Source organism: Methylobacterium sp. J-092 (assembly GCF_022829325.1).
Classification (GTDB): domain Bacteria; phylum Pseudomonadota; class Alphaproteobacteria; order Rhizobiales; family Beijerinckiaceae; genus Methylobacterium.
This window is the reverse complement of the sequence record NZ_JAKSXU010000055.1, coordinates 23,641-44,343: the sequence shown is the minus strand read 5'-3', so window position 1 is coordinate 44,343 and position 20,703 is coordinate 23,641. Positions and strand designations below refer to the sequence as shown.

Sequence of the window (20,703 nt, the reverse complement as noted above, 5' to 3'; positions counted from 1 at the left end):
GGCCTCGCCGGCCAGGCGGCGGCGCGGCGCTACTGCAGCGTCAGCGGCATCGGGTCGACGCCGATCGACGGGATGCCGCGCCGGTCGAGCGAGGCGCGCAGCGCATCCGTGAGCGTCGCGCCGCCGGTGAAGGCGCCGAGCACCGGGCCCTCGTCCGAGCGCGCATCGCGCGGGGTGCTGCCGAGAAGCTGCGTCACCCGGCGCGCGATGGCGGGCGCCGGATCGATCCAGGTGACGGGCCAGGGCGCGAGCCGCTCGAAGCGGGCGCGCAGCAGCGGGTAATGGGTGCAGGCGAGGCAGACGACGTCGGTGCGCCGGCCGTCCTCGGCCGTGACGAAGCACGGTGCGATCTCGGCGGCGATCGCCGCGTCGTCCACCGGCGTGCCGGCGAGTTCCGCCTCGGCGTAGTTGGCGAGGTTCGCCGAGCCGACCGAGGTCACCGAGCAGGCCTCGGCATAGGTCATGATCAGGTCGCGCGTGTAGGAGCGCGCGACGGTGCCGGGGGTCGCCAGCAGCGTGACGAGGCGTGAGCGGCTGGTCTCGGCCGCCGGCTTGATCGGCGGCACCACGCCGACGAACGGCGTCGGGAAGCGCTGGCGCAGGGCCGGCAGCACCAGCGTCGAGGCGGTGTTGCAGGCGATGACGACGAGGTCGGGCCGGTGCGTCGCGATCAGGCGCGCCATCACGTCGAGCACGCGCTGGACCAGGACCGATTCCGAGAGCCGGCCGTAGGGGAAGGCCGCGTCGTCCGCGGCGTAGACGTAGCGCGCGTCGGGCCGGGCCCGGCGCACCTGCTCCAGCACCGTCAGGCCGCCGAGGCCCGAGTCGAACACCAGGATGGTGGGCTCGGGCGCCGCGCGCAAAGCCGCCGCCGACAGGCTCGCTCCGGCCATCAGATCGATCCGCATCAGAACGCGTACCCCAGCATCAGAGCCCCGCAGTCTTGGACGAGAGGGTTAAGGCCATCTCACTGCGGCTGCAAAAAGGCTCGGGGATCGATCAACCGCGTCGAGCGGCCCCGCTCTACACAGACTTGCGGCGCGTCGGCCGGCATCGGTGAGCCTATTGCGAACTGAATCGTCGCGCTGCCGTTGTCGGCTGCGCCTTCGGCCATATCTCCATCAACCGCGACCGGCGGATCAACGGACGACGGGAGGACCAGCATGGCTGCGACGGCGACACTTCGCGAGACGGACGCGCCCGCTCAGGCCTTCCCGCCGCCGCCCGTCTCCGCCCGGCCGGTGGACCGGGACGCCTGGATCGCCGCCTTCCGCTTCGTCCGTGCCGAGACCGAGCGCCGTGCCGCACCGCTGTCGCCGGAGGATCAGCAGGTCCAGTCGATGGCCGATGCCAGCCCGACCAAGTGGCATCGCGCGCACACGACATGGTTCTTCGAGCAGTTCCTGCTGCGCGAGCACCTGCCGGGCTACCGCATCCACGACGAGCGCCTGCACTACCTGTTCAACTCGTACTATGTCGCCGCCGGCCCACGTCAGCCGCGGGTGATGCGCGGGCTGATCACCCGGCCGACCACCGAGGAGATCGCCGGCTACCGCGCACACATCGACCGCGCGGTCGAGACGTTGCTGGCGCAGGCCGCGCCGGGCGCGCTCGAGGCGATCCTGCCGATCCTCGAGATCGGGCTGTTCCACGAGCAGCAGCACCAGGAGCTGCTGATCACCGACATCCTGCACGCCTTCGCGCAGAACCCGCTGCATCCGGTCTACGACGCCGAATGGCGTTTTCCGAAGGCGGCCAATCGTTCCGGCACGATCGACCTGGCCCACGGCATCCATCAGGTCGGCCATGCCGGCGACGGGTTCTCGTTCGACAACGAGCATCCCCGGCACGACAGCTTGGTCCTGCCCGTGTCGATCGACCGAGCGCTCGTCACGACCGGCGACTGGCTGCGCTTCATGGAGGATGGCGGCTATACCCGCCCCGACCTGTGGTTGTCCGACGGCTGGCTCGCGGCGCAGGCCGAGGGCTGGGAGGCGCCGGGCTACTGGCAGCCGGGCGAGCCGGGCTGGACCTGCATGACGCTCGGCGGCCGGCGCCCGATCGATCCGGCGCAGCCCGTCACCCACATCAGCTACTACGAGGCGGATGCCTATGCCCGCTGGGCCGGGCGCGACCTGCCGACCGAGTTCGAATGGGAGGTCGCCGCCCGCGACGGCGGGCTCGACGACGCGTTCGGCCTCGTCTGGCAATGGACCCGCAGCGCCTACACCGCCTACCCGGGATATCGCCCGCTGCCGGGTGCACTCGGCGAGTACAACGGCAAGTTCATGTCGAACCAGTTCGTGCTGCGCGGCTCGTCGGTGGCGACGCCGGAGGGGCATGCGCGGCTGCCCTACCGCAACTTCTTCTATCCGCATCAGCGCTGGCAATTCACGGGCCTGCGCCTCGCGCAGTCCCGCGCCTGACGTCGCATCCCGGAGTACCGCGCGTGACCATCAAGCCCGTCTTCGCAGACGCGACGCCGCTCGCCCACTTGCCCGACGACCGGGCGTTCCTCGAAGACGTGCTGGCCGGGTTCGCGAAGCCGCAGAAGACCCTGCCGGCGAAGTACTTCTACGACGCCGTCGGGTCCGACCTGTTCGAGCAGATCACGCGGCTGCCGGAATACTACCCGACCCGGACCGAGCTCGGCATCCTCGACATGCGAGGCGCCGAGATCGCCGCCGCCCTGCCGCGCGGCGCCGCGCTGGTGGAGTTCGGCAGCGGCTCGACCGTGAAGGTCCGTCGCCTGCTCCGGCACATGCCGGACCTCGCGGCCTACGTCCCGGTCGACGTGTCGGAGACGTTCCTGCGCAGCGAGGCGGCCGCGCTCCAGGGTGATCATCCCGCCCTGCGCATCGCGCCGATCGCCGCCGACTTCACCCAGCCCTTCGCCCTGCCGCACGACCTCGGCGACGCGCCGCGCGCCGGGTTCTTCCCGGGCTCGACCATCGGCAATTTCGAGCCCGCGGAGGCCGCCCGCCTGCTGCGCCAGTTCGGCGACGTGCTGGGGGAGGGCGCGACGCTCGTCGTCGGCGTCGACCTCGTCAAGGACGCCGCGGTGCTCGAGGCGGCCTACGACGACGCGGCCGGCGTGACCGCTGCGTTCAACCTCAATCTGCTGACCCGGATCGATCGCGACCTGTCCGGCACCTTCGCCGCCGCCGCGTTCGCGCACCGGGCGGTGTTCAACCGCGCGGCCTCGCGGATCGAGATGCATCTCGTGAGCCGCGCCGACCAGACGGTGACGGTGGCCGGACACGCCTTCGCCTTCGCCGAGGGCGAGACGATCCACACCGAAAACAGCTACAAGTACACGCTCGACGGTTTTCGCGCCTTGGCGGCGGAGGCCGGGTGGTCGCCGGTCACGGTGTGGACCGACCCCGAGAGGTTGTTCTCGGTGCATGCGCTGCGCTTGGGATAGGGGGCGGCTCGACGGTTCCCGCGAGAGCGTCGCACGTCACGACCCCCTCTCCCGCATGGGAGGGGGCCTGCACCCCGATCCGCACGCGAGATCCGCGTCCGATCCCCCTCAGCCCAGCATCCGCAGGACGGCCCGCGCGGCGCGTTCGCCGTCGAGGGTTGCGCCGCCGACCGTCATGGCGCCGCCGCCCGCATAGGCTTCGCCGGCGAGGAAGATGCGGTCGCCGATCGCCGCCTGCAGGGCGGTCCGGGCGTCGGCATGGCCGGGATGGGCGATCGCGTAGCTGCCGCGCGCATGCGGATCGGTCCACCAGCCGGCAAGCTTGCCTGCCGTCACGGCGCCGCGCGCCTGCGTGCCGAGGATCGCCACCAGCCGGTCCGTGACCTCTGCGACGGCCGCCGCTTCGCCGAGCTCGCACAGGGCACGGGATCCGTCGCCGCCGATGTTGGCCACCGCGAGCGGTCGGTCGAACGGCGAGACCTCGAAGTAGATCGTCCGGTCCTGGTCGCCGCGGTGTGCCACGGACACTGCGTCCCCCACCACCTTCAGGTCGATCCGGGCGGGATCGAGCCGGAGGCCGACCTTGCTGTAGGCGCCCATGCCGAGGCCGCCGAGCGCATCCCGCGTCGGGGCCGGCAGGTCCGGCGTGAAGCGGATCGTGCCCGCGGCCAGCACGCCGACCGGAACGGTGAGGATCACCGCCGCGGCGTCGAGCGTGCCGCCGGGCGTCGTCACCCGCACGCCCTCGCCGGTCCAATCGATGGCGGTCGCGGCCGTGCCGAGGGAGACCGGCATCGTCGCGAAGCGGCGCCGGACCAAGCTGCCGTAGCCGTCGAGCCACAGGTCGGTGCCGGACCACAGCCGGTCGTAGTCGAGCACCGAGACGCGCTCGGGCTCCTCGCCGAGCGACAGCCGGGCAAGGCCCGCCGCCGCCAGCGCCATGTCCGGCCCGGCCGCGGCCGCGGCTTCGGCAAGCGACCGGTCGGGGCCGTCCACCGGCTTCAGGGCGGCGTCGAGGCCGGAGAAGGCGGCGCGGCGTCGGTTGCGCTCGGTCACGGTCGCCGGGCGCCCGTCGACGAACAGGATCCGCGCCCAGCCTTCCTGCCCGGCGATCCGCACGTTCTCGCGTTCGGCGACGGCGCGCCAGGGATTGCGCTCGGCCCAGTGAACGTACTCGGCACCGGCATCGAAGGGACAGTCCGGCCCGAGCCCGAGCTCGGTATGGGCGCGACCGCCGATGCGGTCGCGCGCCTCGATCACGGTGAAGGGACGCCCGGCCTGGCGCAGGATGTCGGCGGCCGCGAGCCCGGCCGCGCCGGCGCCGACCACGATCACCGGACCGTCGCGACCGGCCGCCCTCACGGCCGGAGCCGCGAGGAGGGCGCCGATCAGCGCGGCGCGACGGGTGAGGGACATGACGGCTCCGTTCGCGCGAGTGCGTGCGGCGACCGGAGCGGCGCGATCAGGCGCGCTTCTCCATCATCGCCTTGACCTGCATCAACTGGTCCCAGACCTGGCCCGGCGAGGTTCCCATGAACTCGAAGACGGCATTGATGCCCCAGTAGATCCCGAGGCAGATCAGCGGCACCAGCACCCAGGCCAGGATCTCCTCGCCGCGGCGGCGGCGGCTCCGGCGGCGGCGGCGCTCCTCGCGTCGGGTGACGGGCTTCGGTCGGGCGGGCGCCGCCGTGGGCTGATCGACGGGCAGGAGGGGGCCCTCATGCAGTTCGCTCATCGTCACGCCCGCTCGATCCTTCGCGGCGGCGGTCGGCCGCCGCGTCCATGGTGCAATCGTCCGCGAACCTGAAAGCCGCATTCGCCGTCATGCGCAAGGCCCCGGAGCGCGAGGCGCGCTCCGGGGCCAGGTCGATCGGGCTCACGTCGCTTCGGCGTCAAGCCCGGACGAGGGGGACTTTCGGCACCGTGCGGACGCCGCCGCCACCCGAATTACCGCCCTTGTCGTCCTTGGGCGTCTTCTTGCGGGCCGCGGCCCGGGGCTTGGCGCGCTTGTGCTTCTTGACCACGTTGGTCACGTCCGCCTCGGGCTTCGGCACCACGGGGCCGGCCGGGAACTCGAAGCCCAGCGTCTCCTTGCCGCCGGCCTTCGCCTCCGCATCCTCGGGCTTGCGCACGATGACGCGGACCGCGCCGCCGTTCTTCAGCTTGCCGAACAGCACCTCGTCGGCGAGCTGCGTCTTGATGCTCGACTGGATCAGCCGCGCCATCGGGCGGGCGCCCATCGCATCGTCGTAGCCGTGCTCGACCAGCCACGCGCGCGCCTCGTCCGACAGCTCGATCGTGACGTTGCGATCGGCGAGCTGCGCCTCGAGCTGGAGCACGAACTTGTCGACGACCTTGGCCACGACCTCCTTCGGCAGGTGGCCGAACGAGATGATCGCATCGAGCCGGTTGCGGAATTCCGGCGCGAACAACTTGTTGATCGCCTCGACGTCGTCGCCCGTGCGCTTGGCCTGGGTGAAGCCGTAGGCCGACTTCGCGAGGTCGGACGCGCCCGCGTTCGTGGTCATGATGATGATCACGTTGCGGAAATCGACCTGCTTGCCGTTGTGATCGGTGAGCTTGCCGTGGTCCATCACCTGCAACAGGATGTTGAACAGGTCCGGATGCGCCTTCTCGATCTCGTCGAGCAGCAGCACGCAGTGCGGGTGCTGGTCGATCCCGTCGGTGAGCAAGCCGCCCTGGTCGAAGCCGACATAGCCGGGCGGTGCGCCGATCAGGCGCGAGACCGTGTGGCGCTCCATGTATTCCGACATGTCGAACCGCAGCATCTCGACGCCGAGCGACGACGCCAGCTGCTTGGCGGCCTCGGTCTTGCCGACGCCGGTCGGTCCCGCGAACAGGTAGGAGCCGATCGGCTTGTCCGGGTCGCGCAGGCCGGCGCGCGCCAGCTTGATCGCCGAGGTCAGCGCATCGATGGCGTTGGGCTGGCCGTAGACGACGCGCTTCAGGTTCTCGGTGAGATGCTGGAGCACCACCGCGTCGTCCTTCGACACGGTCTTCGGGGGGATGCGCGCCATCGTGGCGATCGTCGCCTCGATCTCCTTGATGCCGATCACGCGCTTGCGGCGCGCCTCCGGCACCAGCATCTGCGACGCGCCGGTCTCGTCGATCACGTCGATCGCCTTGTCGGGCAGCTTGCGGTCGTTGATGTAGCGCGCCGACAGCTCGACCGCGGCCTTCACGGCCTCGGTGGTGAACTTGAGCTTGTGGAACTCCTCGTAATAGGGCCGCAGGCCCTTTACGATCTCAATCGCGTCCGGGATCGACGGCTCGGCGACGTCGATCTTCTGGAAGCGACGCACCAGGGCGCGGTCCTTCTCGAAGTACTGGCGGTACTCCTTGTAGGTGGTTGAGCCGATGCAGCGCAGGGTCCCGGCGGCGAGCGCGGGCTTGAGCAGGTTCGAGGCGTCCATCGCGCCGCCGGAGGTGGCGCCGGCGCCGATCACGGTGTGGATCTCGTCGATGAAGAGCACCGCGTTCGGGTGCGCCTCGATCTCCTTCATCACCTGCTTCAGGCGCTCCTCGAAGTCGCCGCGGTAGCGCGTGCCGGCGAGCAGCGTGCCCATGTCGAGCGAGAACACGGTGGCGTCGGCCAGGACCTCCGGCACCTCCTTCTGCACGATCTTGCGGGCGAGCCCTTCCGCGATCGCGGTCTTGCCGACGCCGGGATCGCCGACCAGCAGCGGGTTGTTCTTCTGCCGGCGGCACAGCACCTGGATCGTGCGCTGGACCTCGCTCTCGCGGCCGATCAGCGGGTCGACCTTGCCGTCGCGGGCCTTCTTGTTGAGGTTGACGCAGTAGGCGTCGAGGGCGTCGCCCTTCTTCTTCGTGCGGTTCTCGCCGTCGTCGCTCGGGCGCTCGTTCGAGCCCTCGTCGTCGGCCCCGCGCACCGGCTTCGCCTCGGAGGCGCTGGCGCGCTTGGCGATGCCGTGACTGATGTAGTTGACCGCGTCGTAACGGGTCATGTCCTGCTCCTGCAGGAAGTAGGCGGCGTGGCTCTCGCGCTCGGCGAAGATCGCCACCAGCACGTTGGCGCCGGTGACCTCCTCGCGGCCCGAGGACTGCACGTGGATCACCGCGCGCTGGATCACGCGCTGGAAGCCGGCCGTGGGCTTGGCGTCCTGGCGTCCGTCGCCGGTGAGGTTGGAAAGCTCGGTGTCGACGTACTCGACGAGGCTGCGCTTCAGCGTGTCGATCTCGACGTTGCAGGCCCGCATGACGGCGGCGGCGTCCTGGTCGTCGACCAACGCCAGGAGCAGATGCTCCAGCGTGGCGTATTCGTGCCGGCGCTCGCCGGCCAGCGCCAGGGCGCGGTGGAGAGCTTGTTCAAGGCTGCGTGAGAAGCTGGGCAATGCTCGAGCCTTTGTGCTGCGTGAGCCTACTTTTTTTCCATAACGCACTGCAGAGGATGTTGGTGTTTGCGCGCAAAGTCCATGACCTGCGTCACCTTGGTCTCCGCGACCTCGTAGGTGAACACCCCGCATTCTCCGACGCCGTTATGATGCACGTGCATCATGATCTGGTAGGCGTCTTCGTGGGTCTTGTTGAAGAAACGCTCGACCACCAGCACGACGAAATCCTGCGGCGTGTAGTCGTCGTTGAGCAATAGCACCCGATACAGGCTCGGCCGCTTGGTCTTCGGCTTGGTACGGGTGATGATCGCCGTATTCGAGCGATCGTCGCCGCCCGGGTCCCCGGGGTCCGAGGCGGTCGTCGTGAATCGCACCGCCTCGAGCGAAGGCCGGCCTGTCGAGTCGTGGGGATGAGCGGTGCCCCGCATCGGGACGTCTGTCATCGTGATGGAACCGGCTCCTTCGTGCCGGCCGGGGCTTGTCGCGTCGCTGCGACGGGCCCGGCCGCGTCTGAGCCAATCTAGGCGGCGGGATTCGGTTTCGCCAGTCGTCTGCGCGCAACTGTCCGGGAGCGGGCCGCCGCACCCGCAAACGGATCAGGCGGCGGTCCGCGCCGCCACCGCCGTGGCGGACCGGCCGGCCAGCGTCGTGAACGGCTTCGCCATGTCCTGAGCCAGCGTGGCGTAGAGGTCGCGGAAGGTCGCCGCGCGCGCCATCCAGAGCTCGCCGGAGGTCTTCACGAACGCGCTCTGGATCTCGATCGCCTTGGCCGGGCTGCCAGCCTTCACGACCTTCTCCGTGGTCGCGGTGACCTCGGCGCTGACCTGCTTGAGGAAGTCCATCCACTCGATGCCGATGGCCTGGCTGGTGCGGGCGGCGGCGCCGACGCTCTGGCTCAGCGCCGCGGCGCCGGCCTTCGCGCCGTCGAGGCCGTTGCGGACCGCGTCGGCGGCCGGAGCGTAAGATGGGGTCATGAAGGATCTCCTGCGGCGCCACGGCCTCGACCGCGCGCCCCCAAACAATCGGGTTGCCACCATCGTCCCGCCCGAACAGCTACGGCCCGCCACATTTGTGCACTGCAGCATCCGCCGTCAATCCGTGTTGCGATGCAAAAGTGATGCGTCGAATGTCGTCGGCTCCATTAACCGCGCCGTAACTGCATCGCCGTAGCGTGTTTGACAGACGTGATCGGGCCACGCCGCAGGGCATGTCCGAGCTGAATGGTGCGATGCAAACCGGCCGTGGCCGGTCTGTCGAGGGCAATGAGTCGTGATGCGTAGCGTTTCCCGTCGCTCCCGGACCGTGCCCACGATCTCGGCCGCGCTCGCCGCCGCCGCGGTCCTGACCGCGCTGGCGTCTCCCGCCGAGGCGCGCCGCCACGGGCGCCACGTCCGCCCCGGCGGCGGCTACAATCCGCCCTACGCGGCGATGGTGGTCGACGTGAAGTCCGGCCGCACGCTGCACGCGGTGAACGAGGACGCGATCCGGCACCCGGCCTCGATCACCAAGGTGATGACCCTCTACATGCTGTTCGAGCAGATGGAGAAGGGGCGCTTCGCCCTCGATTCCGAGCTGACGATCTCGGCTCATGCCGCAGCCCAGGCACCGTCGAAGCTCGGCCTGCGGCCCGGCCAGACCATCGCCGTCGAGGACGCGATCAAGGCGATCGTCACCAAGTCGGCCAACGACGTGGCCTGCGCCATCGGCGAGAACATCGCCGGCTCCGAGGAGCGGTTCGCTGAGCTGATGACCGCCAAGGCGCACGCGCTCGGCATGAGCCGCACGCACTACGCCAACGCCTCGGGCCTTCCCGATTCCGAGCAGGTGACGACGGCCCGCGACCTCACCGTGCTGGCGCGCGCGATCCAGGACCGCTTCCCGCGCTACTACCGCTACTTCCAGACCCGGTCCTTCGCCTTCCGCGGCCGGACGATCGGCAATCACAACCACCTGCTCGGCAACGTCGAGGGCGTCGACGGCATCAAGACCGGCTACACCCGCGATTCCGGCTTCAACCTGATGACGGCGGCCAAGTCCGACGACCGCCAGATCGTCGCGATCGTGCTCGGCGGCAAGTCGGGCGCCAGCCGCGACCGGATCATGGCCGACCTCGTCCGCGCCAGCCTGCCGCGTGCCTATGCCGGCGCCCGCCAGGCGCCGCCGACCGTCGAGGTCGCCGAGCGCGCCCGGCCGGCGGTCGTCGCCGACGCGGTCTCGCGGACCCGGACGCAGCTGGCTTCGGCCGAGGACGACGAGGTCGAGACCACGAACTCGACCGATGCCGGCCAGCCCCTCGACATCGCGCCGCGGCGCTCGACCGCGACCCCCGGCAGCGCCGGCGCCTTCAAGGCCGGCGCGCAACCCCTGCCGAAGGCGGCGCAGGCCTACGCCGCGCCCGCGACGGCACAGGCCGCGTTCCCGGGCGGCGCACGCAAATCCGATCAGCGCATCGCGTCGGCCGACGGCCCGATCGCCCGCGCCGAGGCGCCGAAGCCCATCGCCGGCCCGAAGATCGTGCCGACGGCCTGGGTGATCCAGCTCGGCGCCATGGACGACGAGGGCAAGGCCAAGGCGATGCTGGCCGACGCCAAGGCGAAGGGCGGCGGCAGCCTCTCGAAGGCCGCGCCCTACACGGTGAAGGTCGAGCACAGCGGCGCCACCCTCTACCGCGCACGCTTCTCCGGCTTCCAGGAGCAGGACGCGGCGCAGGATGCCTGCTCCGCCCTGAAGCGCAGCGGCTTCAGCTGCTTCGCCACCCGCAGCTGATCCCCCTCACGTCGCGCCGCGGTCCGTTCGACCGTGGCGTTCAGCGACCGGCGGCCTTCGCCGTCCCGGTCGCCATCAACGCCGACGGCGGACGCCGCCCTCGGCGAACGTCGTCCTGCACCCCTGGCAACGCGCGTGGAGTCTCAGCGATGTCGGTTCGTCAGCCTGTCGCGGGCCGCGTTGACGCGGGCCGCCCCTTCGGCGCTTCCCCCCTGGTCGGGGTGGGCGCGCTTCATCAAGGTCCGGTGAGCCGTGCGGACGGCCTCTGGGGTCGCCCCGCGCTCAAGCCCCAGGATCTGATAGGCCTCGTCCTGCGTCATCGTCCCTGGCTGCGCCGGACGGCGCGGCCCCGCGTCGCGATCGCGCTCAGCGTCTACACGCCAGCCGGCGTGCCGGCGGTCGAGATACGCCTCTAGCGGCACCACCGCCGCGGGATCCTGCGTCCGGCAGACCGCCAGCACCGCGCGGAGGTCGGCGAGCCCGAGGCTCTCGAGACGCCGGCCGCCGAGCGGGCCGCCGCGCAGGATGCCGTCGCCGACGCTGCCGTCGTCGCGCAGGACGAAATCCACCCGCGCCGTCCGGTGCCGTCTCGGCGACGGCTTCATCGACGCCAGCAGCCGCTTGAGCCGGGAACCCAGCGTCTCCGGCCCTTCGAGCAGCCAGACGCCGCCGAGCCCGACGACCAGGGCCGGGCCGAGCTGGCCGCGCAGCAGCAGGATGGCGGCGAGCCCGATCGCGATCCAGGCGCCGGCACGCCGGATCGACCGCGGGGTGAGCCTGGGCCCGAGCCGGCCGCCGTTCCGGCCGAGCCACCACAGGCCGAAACACGTCGCGAAGCCGAGGACGAGCAGCATCCGCCTAGCGCCGCATGTCGAAGCTGGAACTCGCGCGCCCGCTGATGCGGATGCCCGTGCCCGGAAGGATCTCGTGGAACCCGGAATCGCGCCGCGGCGCCGGGATCCCGCGCGATCCGCAGCCCGGCTGCGGCGGCAGGCGCACGCCTTCCGGCGCGTCCTCGGGACAGAGCCGCGGGCGCGCCGGCTTCTCGGCGGCTGGCGCGGGGAGGGGGGCGGCGATCGAGAGGCCGGCGGCGAGGCCGATCAGCACGGCGAGGGTGGGGATCATGGCCGGTTCTCCGCGACGTCCGCCGTCGTGATGCGCACGCGGCGGGTGCGCCCGTCCCGCTCGACCGCGAGGTCGATGGGCTGGCCGAGACCCGCCGCCTCGAGCGCCGCGGTGAGGTCGGCCAGGCGGTGGACCGGGCGGTCGCCGACGCCGCCGACGACGTCGCCGATCGCCCCCGTCTGCGGGTCGACCCCGCGCAGGCCCGCGCCGGCGGCCGGCGATCCGCGCAGGACGCGGAGCACCACGACGCCGTCGATGCCGAGCCGGGCGGCGGTCGCCTCCTGGCCGGCGATGATGCCGATGCCGGGGTTGCGCACGCGCCCGTTGCGGATGAGATCGGGCACCACGCGGTTGACCACGTCCACCGGCACCGCGAAGCCGATGCCGGCGCTCGCCCCGGACGGCGAGAAGATCGCGGTGTTGACGCCGATCAGCCGGCCGGCGGAATCGAGCAGCGGCCCGCCGGAATTGCCGGGGTTGATCGCCGCATCGGTCTGGATCACGCCGGACAATTCGCGGCCCTCGCTCGTCGGCAGGCGCCGCTGGAGCGCGCTGATCACGCCGGTGGTGAGGGTGTGGTCGAGCCCGAACGGGTTGCCGATGGCGAAGGTGGACTGCCCGACCTTCAGGTCGGCCGAGGTGCCGATGGCGAGCGGCGGCGGCGCCTTCGCCACCCGGCCGAGCCGCAGCACCGCAAGGTCGTAGGCCGGCGCGGCGCCGACCACGGTCGCGGAGACCACCTCGCCCGAGGACAGGCGCACCGAGATCGACCCGCCCGACTGGATCGCCGCCTGGACGACGTGGTTGTTGGTGACGACGTGGCCGCCGGCATCCCAGACGAAGCCGGTCCCGGTCTGGGTGTTGCCCGACCGGCCGCCCTCCTGGCCCTGCTCGGATTCGTCGTCGAGGCTCATCAGGTCAGCGCCGCGCGCCGCGCCTTGCGCGAAGACGTGCACCACCGAAGGGCTCGCCCGCTCGAACAGCGCGACGGTGGTCGCCTCCGCCGGTGCGAGGTCGCCGCGGGCGGTCACCGCGCGCGGGACCTCCCGCGAGAACAGGAACGCGGTGACGTAGGGCTGTGCGACGAACAGCGCCAGCAGCACCAGGATGGCGGCCAGCACGAGGCGCGCGAAACGATCCGGCACGATGACGCGATCTCCGACCGACGGGCACGACGACGCGGCCGACCCGCGATCCGTCGACCCTTAACGTGGCATTCAGCCTGCCCGCTTCAACGTTCTCGCACGGGAATGGTCAAGGTGCGGCGCCGCACCGTCGCGCTGCGGCGGAGACGCTAACGGAATGGTCATTCCTCAAGACCACAGTTTCGACAAGACGAAACGAAGTCCTGAGGTGTTCGCGCCCGATCTGCCACCGGTGGTCGGCAATCCGACGCGGGCGATTTGCGACGCAATCATGACCGGTTCCTGACGAGGGTGCCGCAATGATCGTGAAGCTGCCTTAGAGATGCTTCGATGTCTGGGCAAATACGCTGCGTTCCTGATCGGCCAGCCCTGGTGCCGGCCGTGGACGCCTGAACGGACGATACCGTTTCGGAAGGAAAAGAGTGAGATGGAAACCGAGGCCCTCGAACGACCCGCCGATCTGACGATCTGGCGCACCCTGCCGGCAAGCTCGCCGCTGGCGCAGCCCAAGCGCTACGGCACCCTGCGCGAGGCGATCGCCGCCGCCGCCGGCGCGCTGACCGACCCGGCCAAGCAGCCCTGGATCATCACGGACGAGGGCGAGATCCTGTCCCCGAACTGGATCCGCACCTACCTGAACTGAGACGTCGCGCCGGCCCCCCGGACGGGCGGCGCTTCCGCGACGCGACCGCGCCCGGCCCGATGCGGCGGCGCGGTCGCGCTGCCGACCGCCGGCCGCCCACAATGCGCGACGGTGCATAAGTCCAACGCGCCGGAGTTTTGTCGTCGGCACTTTCACAAATGTGAATGGCGATCGGCCGAGCAAACCCTAGGGTGTAATCGGCTCGATGAGTTCCCCCCTCTCGTCTGGCTGGCACCGCTGGCCGGACGTTCTCCCGATCGTTCTCGCGCCGGCGGTGCCTAATTGCGATCGCGCAGCCTACTCGGCCGCATCGCGATCGTCGTCGTACCGCTCCGGATTGATCGCGTGCAGCGCACGCTTGGCCGCCTCCAGCGGGTGCTCGGACTCGATCCGCACCGAGGCGAGATCCGGGCTCTTGTAGACGGTGACGATGGTGTCCATCACCTCGGTCAGCGTGGTGCGCTTGTCCTCCGGGGCGGCGATGAGCAGCTGCAGCCCCCACGCCGCGTAGAGATCGACCAGCGCCTGGCTGTTGCGCACGTCGAGCTTCGAGAACGCCTCGTCTAGCAGGCACAGGCCGAAGCCCGGATTCTCGTCGCCCGGCCGGTCGCCCGGATAGTAGGCGCTGGCAAGCGAGGCCGCGATCGCCACGTAGAACGGTGCCTGCGCCTCGCCGCCCGATCCACGCAGCGCCCGGCTCGACATCGTGGTGCGGTTTCCCGCCCCGTCCCGCATCCCGATCTCGTAGACGAAGTAGTTGCGGTAGTCGGCCAGGCGTGCCGCGTCCTCGGCGCCGGAGATCAGGGCGGTGACCTCGGCAAGCGCAGCGGCCATCGGGCCCTCGCCGTCGTCCGGCAGCAGCGCCTGGGCCGCGTCGGGCGAGCGCGCCACCTCGGTCGCCAGCGCGTGGACGGCGGCGTAGCGGCGGTCGACCACGGCCTCGAAGGCGTAGGTCTGGCCGGTGAAGCGCTGGGTCGAGAGCCGCTCGTTGAGCGCGTCGAGCCGCGCGCGCACCCGCTCGAACTTGTCGGCGAGCCGCGTCAGCAGGTCCTCCGTCATCAGGCGGCGCATCTCGTCCGTCGCCCGCTCGGCCTGGGCGCGGTAGCGGCGCAGCTCGTGCCCCTCGACCTCGTCGTGCTCGCGCCGGACCCAGGCATAGCCCAAGGTCGCCGGCTGGTCGCCGCGGTTGCCGTCGCCGCGGCCGAGCGGGTTGTCGATCCGCCACTGGGCGCAATACTCGGCGAGGTCGCGCTCGGCCGCGCGGCCGTGCGAGCGCGCGCTCTCGGCCGCCTCCTGCGCGAGGCTGCGCTCGGCCGATGCCGCAGCCGAGATCGCCTTCGCCTCCAGCCCGGCCAATTCCGCGCGGATCGCGTGGACGGGGGCGGCCGAGAACACCTGCCCGCGCACCATGCGGATGCGCAGGCAATCCCCGCTGGCGAGCCTATGCAGGGCGCTGCGGCGGGCGGCGAAGGCGGCGCGCGCCGCCTCGCGCCCGGCCCCGAGCCGCGCCTTGAGCCCGGCCTCCTCGGCGAGCAGGCCGTCGAGCTTCGGTTCCAGCACCTCGGAGAGCTCGCGCAGATAGGCGATGCGCTCGGCGGTGAGCGCCTTGATCTCCTCGGCGAGGCCGGCGGTGTCGCGCTTCTCGATCGCCTCGCGCTCGGTGGCGAGCGTGCGCTTGCGGCCCTCGATCCCGTCGATCTCCTCGCGCAGGGCGTCGCAATCCTCGACGCCGCGGGCGATGCGCGCGCGGATCGCCGCCGCCGTCCGCGCGGCCTCGCGCAGGACCACGGCCTCGCCGCGCAGGCGCTTGGCCTCCGCCACCGCGACCTCGTGGTTGCGCCGGCCTTCGGCGGTGGGGCCGCGCTGGCCGCGCGTCATCAGCAGGTCGACCGAGCGGGTCACCGAGTAGGCCATGCCGGCGGTGGTGCGCCCGCTCGGCGCCACGGCGCGGCTCATCCGGCGCAGCTCGGCGTCGTCGCGGGCGAGATCGTAGCCGCCGAGCCGCACGCCGAGGAAGGCGGCGGCGTGCGGGTCGTCGGTCTCGATCACCGAGAGCGGGCCGTCGTCGAAGCGGCGCGCCCGCTGGCCGGCGGTGTCGGTCGTCTTCACCAGGATGCAGCGGCTGAAGCGGTCGCGGTTGCCCTGGAGCACGCCGAGCGCCTCCTCGAGCCGGTCGGGCGCGACCACGAGGGCTTCGCGCGCCCGGCCGAGCAGGCCCTCGAGCGCCGGCCCCCAATGCGGATCGACGATCTCCGCGAGCTCGCAGACCGGCACGGCATCGATGTTGCGCCGGGCCAGCTCGGCGCGGAAGGCGACCGTGTCGGAGGAGAGCCGCGCGCCGTGCCCTGCGGCCGGGGCGGGGGCCGAGCGCTCGGCCTCGCTCTCCTGCGCGCGGGCCTTCAGCGCCGTGTCCTCGGCGGCCCGGTCCAGGGCCTCGTCGAACTCGGGCAGCCGCAGCAGGCCCTCGATCAGGTCGGGGAGGGGCCCGTCGTGGCGCAGGGTCTCCTCCGGCGGGGCCTCGCGGCGCAGCCCCGAGCGGGCGCAGGCCTCGGCGAGCCGCGCGGCCTGCGGCGCCACCTGGCGCAGCACCGGCGCGACCGCCTGGAGCTTGCCCATCTGCCCGACGAGGCCGACGAGGTCGGCGACCCGGGCCGCCAGGTCCCGCCGGTCGCGCTCCAGCATCGACAGGCCGATGGTCGAGGCGGCCAGGCGCCCGTCCGTGGCGCCGCCGACGACGAGGGCCTTCTTCTCGGCGATCTCCCCGTCGATGTCGCGCACGAAGCCGCGGCTCGTGGCGACGCTCTCGCGGGCGATCCGCAGCGGCTCGGCGCCGGCGCGGAGCTTGGCCCGCACCGCCACGAGATCGTGGCAGCGGCGGCGCAGCTCGGCGCTGGCCGCCCGGGCCTCGTGGATGCCGGAGGCGAGCACCGCATCGGCCCAGGATTCGTAGCGCCCGGCGAGACGCTTCAGCCGCGCGAGCTTGACCTCCAGCTCCTCGATCGTCTCCAGCAGCCGGCGCCAATTCTCGACCGATTGCCGGACGCGGGCGACGTCGAGCGGCTCGGGGTCGAGGACGAAGCTGCGCACGAAGGCGCTCGAATCGAAGATCGGTTTGAACGCGACCGCGTTCGAGAAGGTGCGCAGGAAGTGGCGCGGGTCCGGCGCCGGCGCACCCTCGCGCAGGGTCGCCAGCACTTCCGCCGTGAAGCGCTCTCCGGAGGAGCGGAACTCCTCGAAGCGCTCGGCCCGCACCCGCAGGTCCTTGGCGATCTCGGTCCACGGCGCGGTGAAGCTGCCCTCGGCATTGGTGCGCAGGTAGTCGCCGATCTCGAAGCGGTGCCCGGTGGCGATGAAGCGGGAAAGCACCTCCTCCTTCTGGTCGGTCGCCCGCGCGGCGAGCGCCAGCCCGAAGGAGACCGTGCGCCCGCTCTCCGCGTTCTCGAACACTAGGGCGATGACGGTCTCGCAGGCCTCGCGCGTCGGGCGCCCGCCCTCGGCCGGGTCGCTGATCCAGCCGAGGCAGTAGTCGCGCACGGTGCGTGCGCTGCGGCCCGAGGCCGAGGCGTTCAGCGCCAGCCGGCTGGCATTGTTGCCGGCCAGCACGGTGCCGACCGCATCGAAGATCGTCGACTTGCCGGCCCCCGTCGGCCCGACGAGCGCCGCCGCGCCCCGAATCCGAATCTGCTCGCGCCGGATGAGGTACCAATTCGAAAGGGCGATGTCGGTGAGGCGGTACACCGGGGGCGGGTCCGATCCGGGTGAGGCGGGGGCGCCCAGTTGGCCAACCGCGCGGGCAGACGCAAGGGCGCGCAGAGCACGGACGGCGGCGGCGCCGCGGGTTTTCGGTGTAGAGGGGGGCCGGAAGCCCCTCGATCCCGGGGGCGCGGGCACGGCAGCCATGATCTTGAGAACGCAGCGCACGGGTCCTCGCCGGGCCAGGAGGCTCGGCGTTTCGGCCCTCGTCGGCCTCGCGCTGGCGTCGCCCGCGACGGCGGGGGTTTGCACGCCGACCGATCGGGGGCGGGGCACCGACGTGGTGCTGCTCGCCGGGCAGTCGAACATGGTCGGGTTCGGCCTGGGCTTCGACGCCGCGCTCGACGGGACGCCCGATCCGCGCATCGGGCAGTGGAGCCAGGCCGGCGGCCGTGGCCGGATCGTGGCCGCGATCGATCCGCTCCTGCATCCGGGGGCCGCCGCGGGGCGGGTCGGCCTCGGCTTGAGCTTCGCCCGCGCCTACATCGCCGCGCGGCCGCCGGGCCGCCGGATCCTGCTCGTGCCCGCGGCCGTCGGCGGCACCGGCTTCGCCAACGGCCGCTGGAACCCCGGCGACGACCTGTTCGAGGCTGCGGTGATGCGCACCAACGCGGCGCTCGCCGCCGCGCCGAACGCCTGCCTCGCCGCGATCCTCTGGCACCAGGGCGAGGCCGACGTCGGCGCGCTGTCCGGCCCGGACTACGCCGCGCGGCTCACGCGCACCGTCGCCGCGTTCCGCGCCCGCATCGGCGGCGCGCGGAACGCGCCGTTCGTGACGGGGCGCTTTGAGCCGGAATGGGTGAAGCCGACGCCCGCGCAGACCGCGATCCTCGACGCGCTCGCGCACCTCGCCGACACGGTGCCGCGGACGGTCGACGTCTCGGCCGACGGGCTGACCGGAAACCCCGGCGACAAGATCCATTTCGACGCGGCCTCGCAGCGCATCCTCGGTCGGCGCTACTTCGAGGCTTTGCGCACGCTGCTGCCCACGCCACGGGCGGCGAAGCCCTGACTCAGCCCTCGGCCGCCTCGGACCACGCCCGCAGGCGGTCGAGCCACGCGTCCGAGGCGAGCACCAGGATGCCGGGCAGCACGCTCACCGGGGTGACGCGCTCAGCCCTGTCGCGCTCGCCGAGCCGCAGCCCGCCGCGGCGGGCGATCAGGCGCAGGATCTCGATCAGCCGCGTCTCCTCGGGCGGATCGCTGCGGGCGGCGGTGCGGATGCGCTCGGTGACGTCGTCGGTGGTGCACTCGACGAGCCCGTCGGTGGAGACGCGGTGATCGCGCAAGCCTTCCTCGTAGATCAGGCGGAGCGCCAGCAGCACCAGGGTCTCGTCCTTGCGCAGGCGCTCGGCGACGATGTCGTGACGCGGGCCGTCCTGGGCCAGCGTGAGCGAGACCATCTGGTCGCGGTGCGACACGGTCAGCGCGTAGCCGAGGCAGGCGAAGTAGTCGGTGAAGAACGGGGCGTAGTGGCGCGCGATCTCGTAGCTGCGGCCGATGCCGGGGGTGTTCGCGTAGATCACCTGGCCCTTCAGCAGCACCGCGAGCGCGCGGGTCAGCTCCTCCACGTCGGGCGCGCGGGCGCCGGGCGGGGGCGGCTCCTCGCCGTCGACGATGGTGCGGAACGGCTCAAGCATGCCGGTCGCCCGAGATGCGGCGGATGACGAAGTCCGGGCAGTCGAGCCACCCGTTCGCGAGCCGGCCCTCCACGCGGGCGATCGTGTAGCGCGTGCCGAGCGCGCCCTCGAACAGCACGTCGATCTCGCGCAGGCGCTGGAACACGACGAAGGCGTCGACGTCGGCGACCGCGATCGCCGAGCCGCGCAGGGTGCCGTCGGGCCCGAGGTGGCGGTCGAGGAAGGCGGTCATCGTCTCCGCCGTCACGGTGGTGCGCCGGCGATAGGCCGCCTTCGCCTCGACGAAGGCCTCGATCGCGGGATCGATCTCGAAATCCGGCAGCGCCTCGGTTTCGATCGGGACTTTTCGCCCGCGCGGGATCGCGAGGTGCGGCGTCCCGATCGGCGGGCGCAGCAGCGAGATCGCCGGTGCCACGTCCGGTGCGGCCGCCGCGGCGCCGACCGCGCGCAGGGCCGCCGCCGTGCGCTCGATCCCGGCCGAATCCGGCCGGTCCATGTAGCGGACGGCGGCCGCGATCCGGCGCTCCATCCGCGCGACCACGTCGTCGACGGCGTCGAGGTGCCGGTCGAGCCCTTCGAAGATCGACAGGATCTGGGTGAGGTCGGCGCGCACGCCGCGCTCGGCGATGCGGAGTTCCGCCGCTCTTCCCTCGCGCAGGATCGCCTCGGCGAGCGCGCGGATCAGCAGCGGGTCGCGCAGCGCGCGGCCCGCCTCGCGCACGATCGCCGAGCGGAAGCGGAACGGGTTGTAGCGCGTGTGCAGCGTCCGGTAGTCGCTGATCAGGTGGCGCTCGACGAAGTCCTCGAAGTAGAGGCGGAAGGCGGCGCGCATATCCTCCTCGTGCAGAATGCGCTCCTCGATCTTGCGCATCGCGCCGGCCAGCCCGCGGACGTGCCCGAGGAAGGCCTGCGCCGCGCGGGCCGCGTTGCCGAGCGCCTCGGAGCGGTCGGCCGGGTTGGCGATCGCGCTCTCCAGGCTGCCGAGCACGTCGAGGATCGCGGCACCGTAGGAGCGGGTCTCGCCGCGCTCCATCCGCGACAGCTCCTCGAGCAGCAGCCGCGCCTCGGGGTCGAAATCGACCACCGGCACGTAGCGCTCGCGCCGCTCGATCAGCCAGCCGGTCTCGAGAAAGCGCCGGAACAGCGCCGAGCGCCGCTCGATCGGATCGACCGGCACCGGCTCGTCGTCGGATTGCTGGTCGAGCGCCCAGTCGGCGGAGAAGTCGCCGATGGCGGCCAGCAGCTCCGCCTTGCGCACCGGGTCGGGGCTGGTGCCCATCACCTTGCGGTGCAGGTGCAGCAGCAGCGCGGCGTTGAAGGCCCGGCTCGGCGAGGCCAGCGGCCGGAACAGGTCGTCGGGAAGCTGCGCGAACAGCATCGTCTCGAACTCCCGCGTTCGCGCAGCCGTCCGCGTTACTTCGCGCCGAGAAGCTCGACGTCGAAGATCAGCGTCGCGCCGGGCGGGATGATGCCGCCGGCGCCGCGGGCGCCGTAGCCGAGCTCGGCCGGGATCACCAGGGTGCGCTTGCCGCCCTGCTTCATCGTGGCGACGCCGAGGTCCCAGCCCTGGATGACCTGGCCGGCGCCGAGGGTGAAGGTGAAGGGCTGGTTGCGATCCCGCGAGGAATCGAACTTCTTGCCCTTCTTGCCGGCGTCGTCGAGCCAGCCGGTGTACTGCACGGTCACCTTCTGGCCGGCCTTCGGCTCGGGCCCGGTGCCGACGACTTCGTCCTGATACTTCAGGCCGGAGGGCAGGGTGGTGTAGTCGGCGTTGGCGGCAGCGGTCATGGCGATCAGCACGGCTCCGGCGATGGGGAGAATAAAGCGAGGCATC

At 71.9% G+C, this 20,703-nt stretch carries 18 protein-coding genes; 5 read left to right on the top strand and 13 right to left on the bottom strand.

Going from position 1 to position 20,703, the window contains the following annotated elements:
• Nucleotides 1–29: 29 nt before the first annotated feature.
• Nucleotides 30–908, bottom strand: a complete 879-nt coding sequence (gene murI / locus MKK60_RS04630; protein ID WP_147842770.1) for a glutamate racemase — start codon at nt 906–908, stop codon at nt 30–32.
• A 255-nt stretch (nt 909–1,163) separates the two neighbouring features.
• On the opposite strand from murI, the gene egtB reads away from it, so the two are divergent.
• Nucleotides 1,164–2,426: an ergothioneine biosynthesis protein EgtB gene (egtB, locus tag MKK60_RS04625; protein ID WP_243984084.1), complete on the top strand. Its 1,263-nt coding sequence runs from the start codon at nt 1,164–1,166 to the stop codon at nt 2,424–2,426.
• Between the two features lie 23 nt (nt 2,427–2,449).
• Complete coding sequence (gene egtD, locus MKK60_RS04620) at nt 2,450–3,424, top strand: L-histidine N(alpha)-methyltransferase (RefSeq protein ID WP_147858613.1); 975 nt, start codon at nt 2,450–2,452, stop codon at nt 3,422–3,424.
• Between the two features lie 108 nt (nt 3,425–3,532).
• Here the strand turns inward: egtD and MKK60_RS04615 are convergent, their stop codons facing one another.
• The 5 genes from MKK60_RS04615 to MKK60_RS04595 form a co-directional block, all read right to left on the bottom strand.
• On the bottom strand, nt 3,533–4,840 hold the full coding sequence (locus MKK60_RS04615; protein WP_243984083.1) for a flavin monoamine oxidase family protein: 1,308 nt from the start codon (nt 4,838–4,840) through the stop codon (nt 3,533–3,535).
• A 46-nt stretch (nt 4,841–4,886) separates the two neighbouring features.
• Nucleotides 4,887–5,159 carry a hypothetical protein gene (locus MKK60_RS04610; RefSeq protein ID WP_243984082.1) on the bottom strand — a complete coding sequence of 91 codons (273 nt, stop codon included), beginning with the start codon at nt 5,157–5,159 and terminating at the stop codon, nt 4,887–4,889.
• Between the two features lie 157 nt (nt 5,160–5,316).
• Nucleotides 5,317–7,797, bottom strand: a complete 2,481-nt coding sequence (gene clpA, locus MKK60_RS04605) for an ATP-dependent Clp protease ATP-binding subunit ClpA (protein ID WP_243984081.1) — start codon at nt 7,795–7,797, stop codon at nt 5,317–5,319.
• Nucleotides 7,798–7,823: 26 nt separating this feature from the next.
• Complete coding sequence (gene clpS, locus MKK60_RS04600; RefSeq protein ID WP_243933045.1) at nt 7,824–8,240, bottom strand: ATP-dependent Clp protease adapter ClpS; 417 nt, start codon at nt 8,238–8,240, stop codon at nt 7,824–7,826.
• Nucleotides 8,241–8,393: 153 nt separating this feature from the next.
• The gene (locus MKK60_RS04595; RefSeq protein WP_243984080.1) at nt 8,394–8,771 is read right to left on the bottom strand and encodes a phasin family protein; all 378 of its coding nucleotides are present in this window, start codon (nt 8,769–8,771) and stop codon (nt 8,394–8,396) included.
• A gap of 298 nt (nt 8,772–9,069) precedes the next feature.
• On the opposite strand from MKK60_RS04595, the gene MKK60_RS04590 reads away from it, so the two are divergent.
• Nucleotides 9,070–10,563, top strand: coding sequence for a D-alanyl-D-alanine carboxypeptidase (locus MKK60_RS04590; RefSeq protein ID WP_243946429.1), 1,494 nt, complete (start codon nt 9,070–9,072; stop codon nt 10,561–10,563).
• 143 nt (nt 10,564–10,706) lie between these two features.
• Here MKK60_RS04590 and MKK60_RS04585 read toward each other — a convergent pair whose 3' ends face one another.
• The 3 genes from MKK60_RS04585 to MKK60_RS04575 are packed head-to-tail and all read right to left on the bottom strand — an operon-like array spanning nt 10,707 to nt 12,833.
• On the bottom strand, nt 10,707–11,417 hold the full coding sequence (locus tag MKK60_RS04585) for a J domain-containing protein (protein ID WP_243984079.1): 711 nt from the start codon (nt 11,415–11,417) through the stop codon (nt 10,707–10,709).
• Nucleotides 11,418–11,421: 4 nt separating this feature from the next.
• Nucleotides 11,422–11,688, bottom strand: coding sequence for a hypothetical protein (locus tag MKK60_RS04580; RefSeq protein WP_243984078.1), 267 nt, complete (start codon nt 11,686–11,688; stop codon nt 11,422–11,424).
• Complete coding sequence (locus tag MKK60_RS04575; RefSeq protein ID WP_243984077.1) at nt 11,685–12,833, bottom strand: S1C family serine protease; 1,149 nt, start codon at nt 12,831–12,833, stop codon at nt 11,685–11,687. The genes MKK60_RS04580 and MKK60_RS04575 overlap by 4 nt, the downstream gene beginning before the upstream one ends.
• A gap of 427 nt (nt 12,834–13,260) precedes the next feature.
• On the opposite strand from MKK60_RS04575, the gene MKK60_RS04570 reads away from it, so the two are divergent.
• Complete coding sequence (locus MKK60_RS04570; RefSeq protein WP_147729791.1) at nt 13,261–13,476, top strand: hypothetical protein; 216 nt, start codon at nt 13,261–13,263, stop codon at nt 13,474–13,476.
• Between the two features lie 297 nt (nt 13,477–13,773).
• Here MKK60_RS04570 and MKK60_RS04565 read toward each other — a convergent pair whose 3' ends face one another.
• The gene (locus MKK60_RS04565) at nt 13,774–17,214 is read right to left on the bottom strand and encodes an SbcC/MukB-like Walker B domain-containing protein (RefSeq protein ID WP_243984076.1); all 3,441 of its coding nucleotides are present in this window, start codon (nt 17,212–17,214) and stop codon (nt 13,774–13,776) included.
• 160 nt (nt 17,215–17,374) lie between these two features.
• On the opposite strand from MKK60_RS04565, the gene MKK60_RS04560 reads away from it, so the two are divergent.
• Entirely contained in the window at nt 17,375–18,241 is an 867-nt protein-coding gene (locus tag MKK60_RS04560; RefSeq protein ID WP_243984075.1) for a sialate O-acetylesterase, read from the top strand.
• A 1-nt stretch (nt 18,242) separates the two neighbouring features.
• Here MKK60_RS04560 and MKK60_RS04555 read toward each other — a convergent pair whose 3' ends face one another.
• The 3 genes from MKK60_RS04555 to MKK60_RS04545 are packed head-to-tail and all read right to left on the bottom strand — an operon-like array spanning nt 18,243 to nt 20,702.
• Nucleotides 18,243–18,869: a DUF4194 domain-containing protein gene (locus MKK60_RS04555; RefSeq protein ID WP_243984074.1), complete on the bottom strand. Its 627-nt coding sequence runs from the start codon at nt 18,867–18,869 to the stop codon at nt 18,243–18,245.
• Complete coding sequence (locus MKK60_RS04550; protein WP_243984073.1) at nt 18,862–20,247, bottom strand: Wadjet anti-phage system protein JetA family protein; 1,386 nt, start codon at nt 20,245–20,247, stop codon at nt 18,862–18,864. The genes MKK60_RS04555 and MKK60_RS04550 overlap by 8 nt, the downstream gene beginning before the upstream one ends.
• Before the next feature lie 35 nt (nt 20,248–20,282).
• A complete protein-coding gene (locus MKK60_RS04545) occupies nt 20,283–20,702 on the bottom strand; it encodes an FKBP-type peptidyl-prolyl cis-trans isomerase (protein ID WP_147728502.1) in 420 nt (139 codons plus the stop codon).
• Nucleotide 20,703 lies beyond the last annotated feature (1 nt).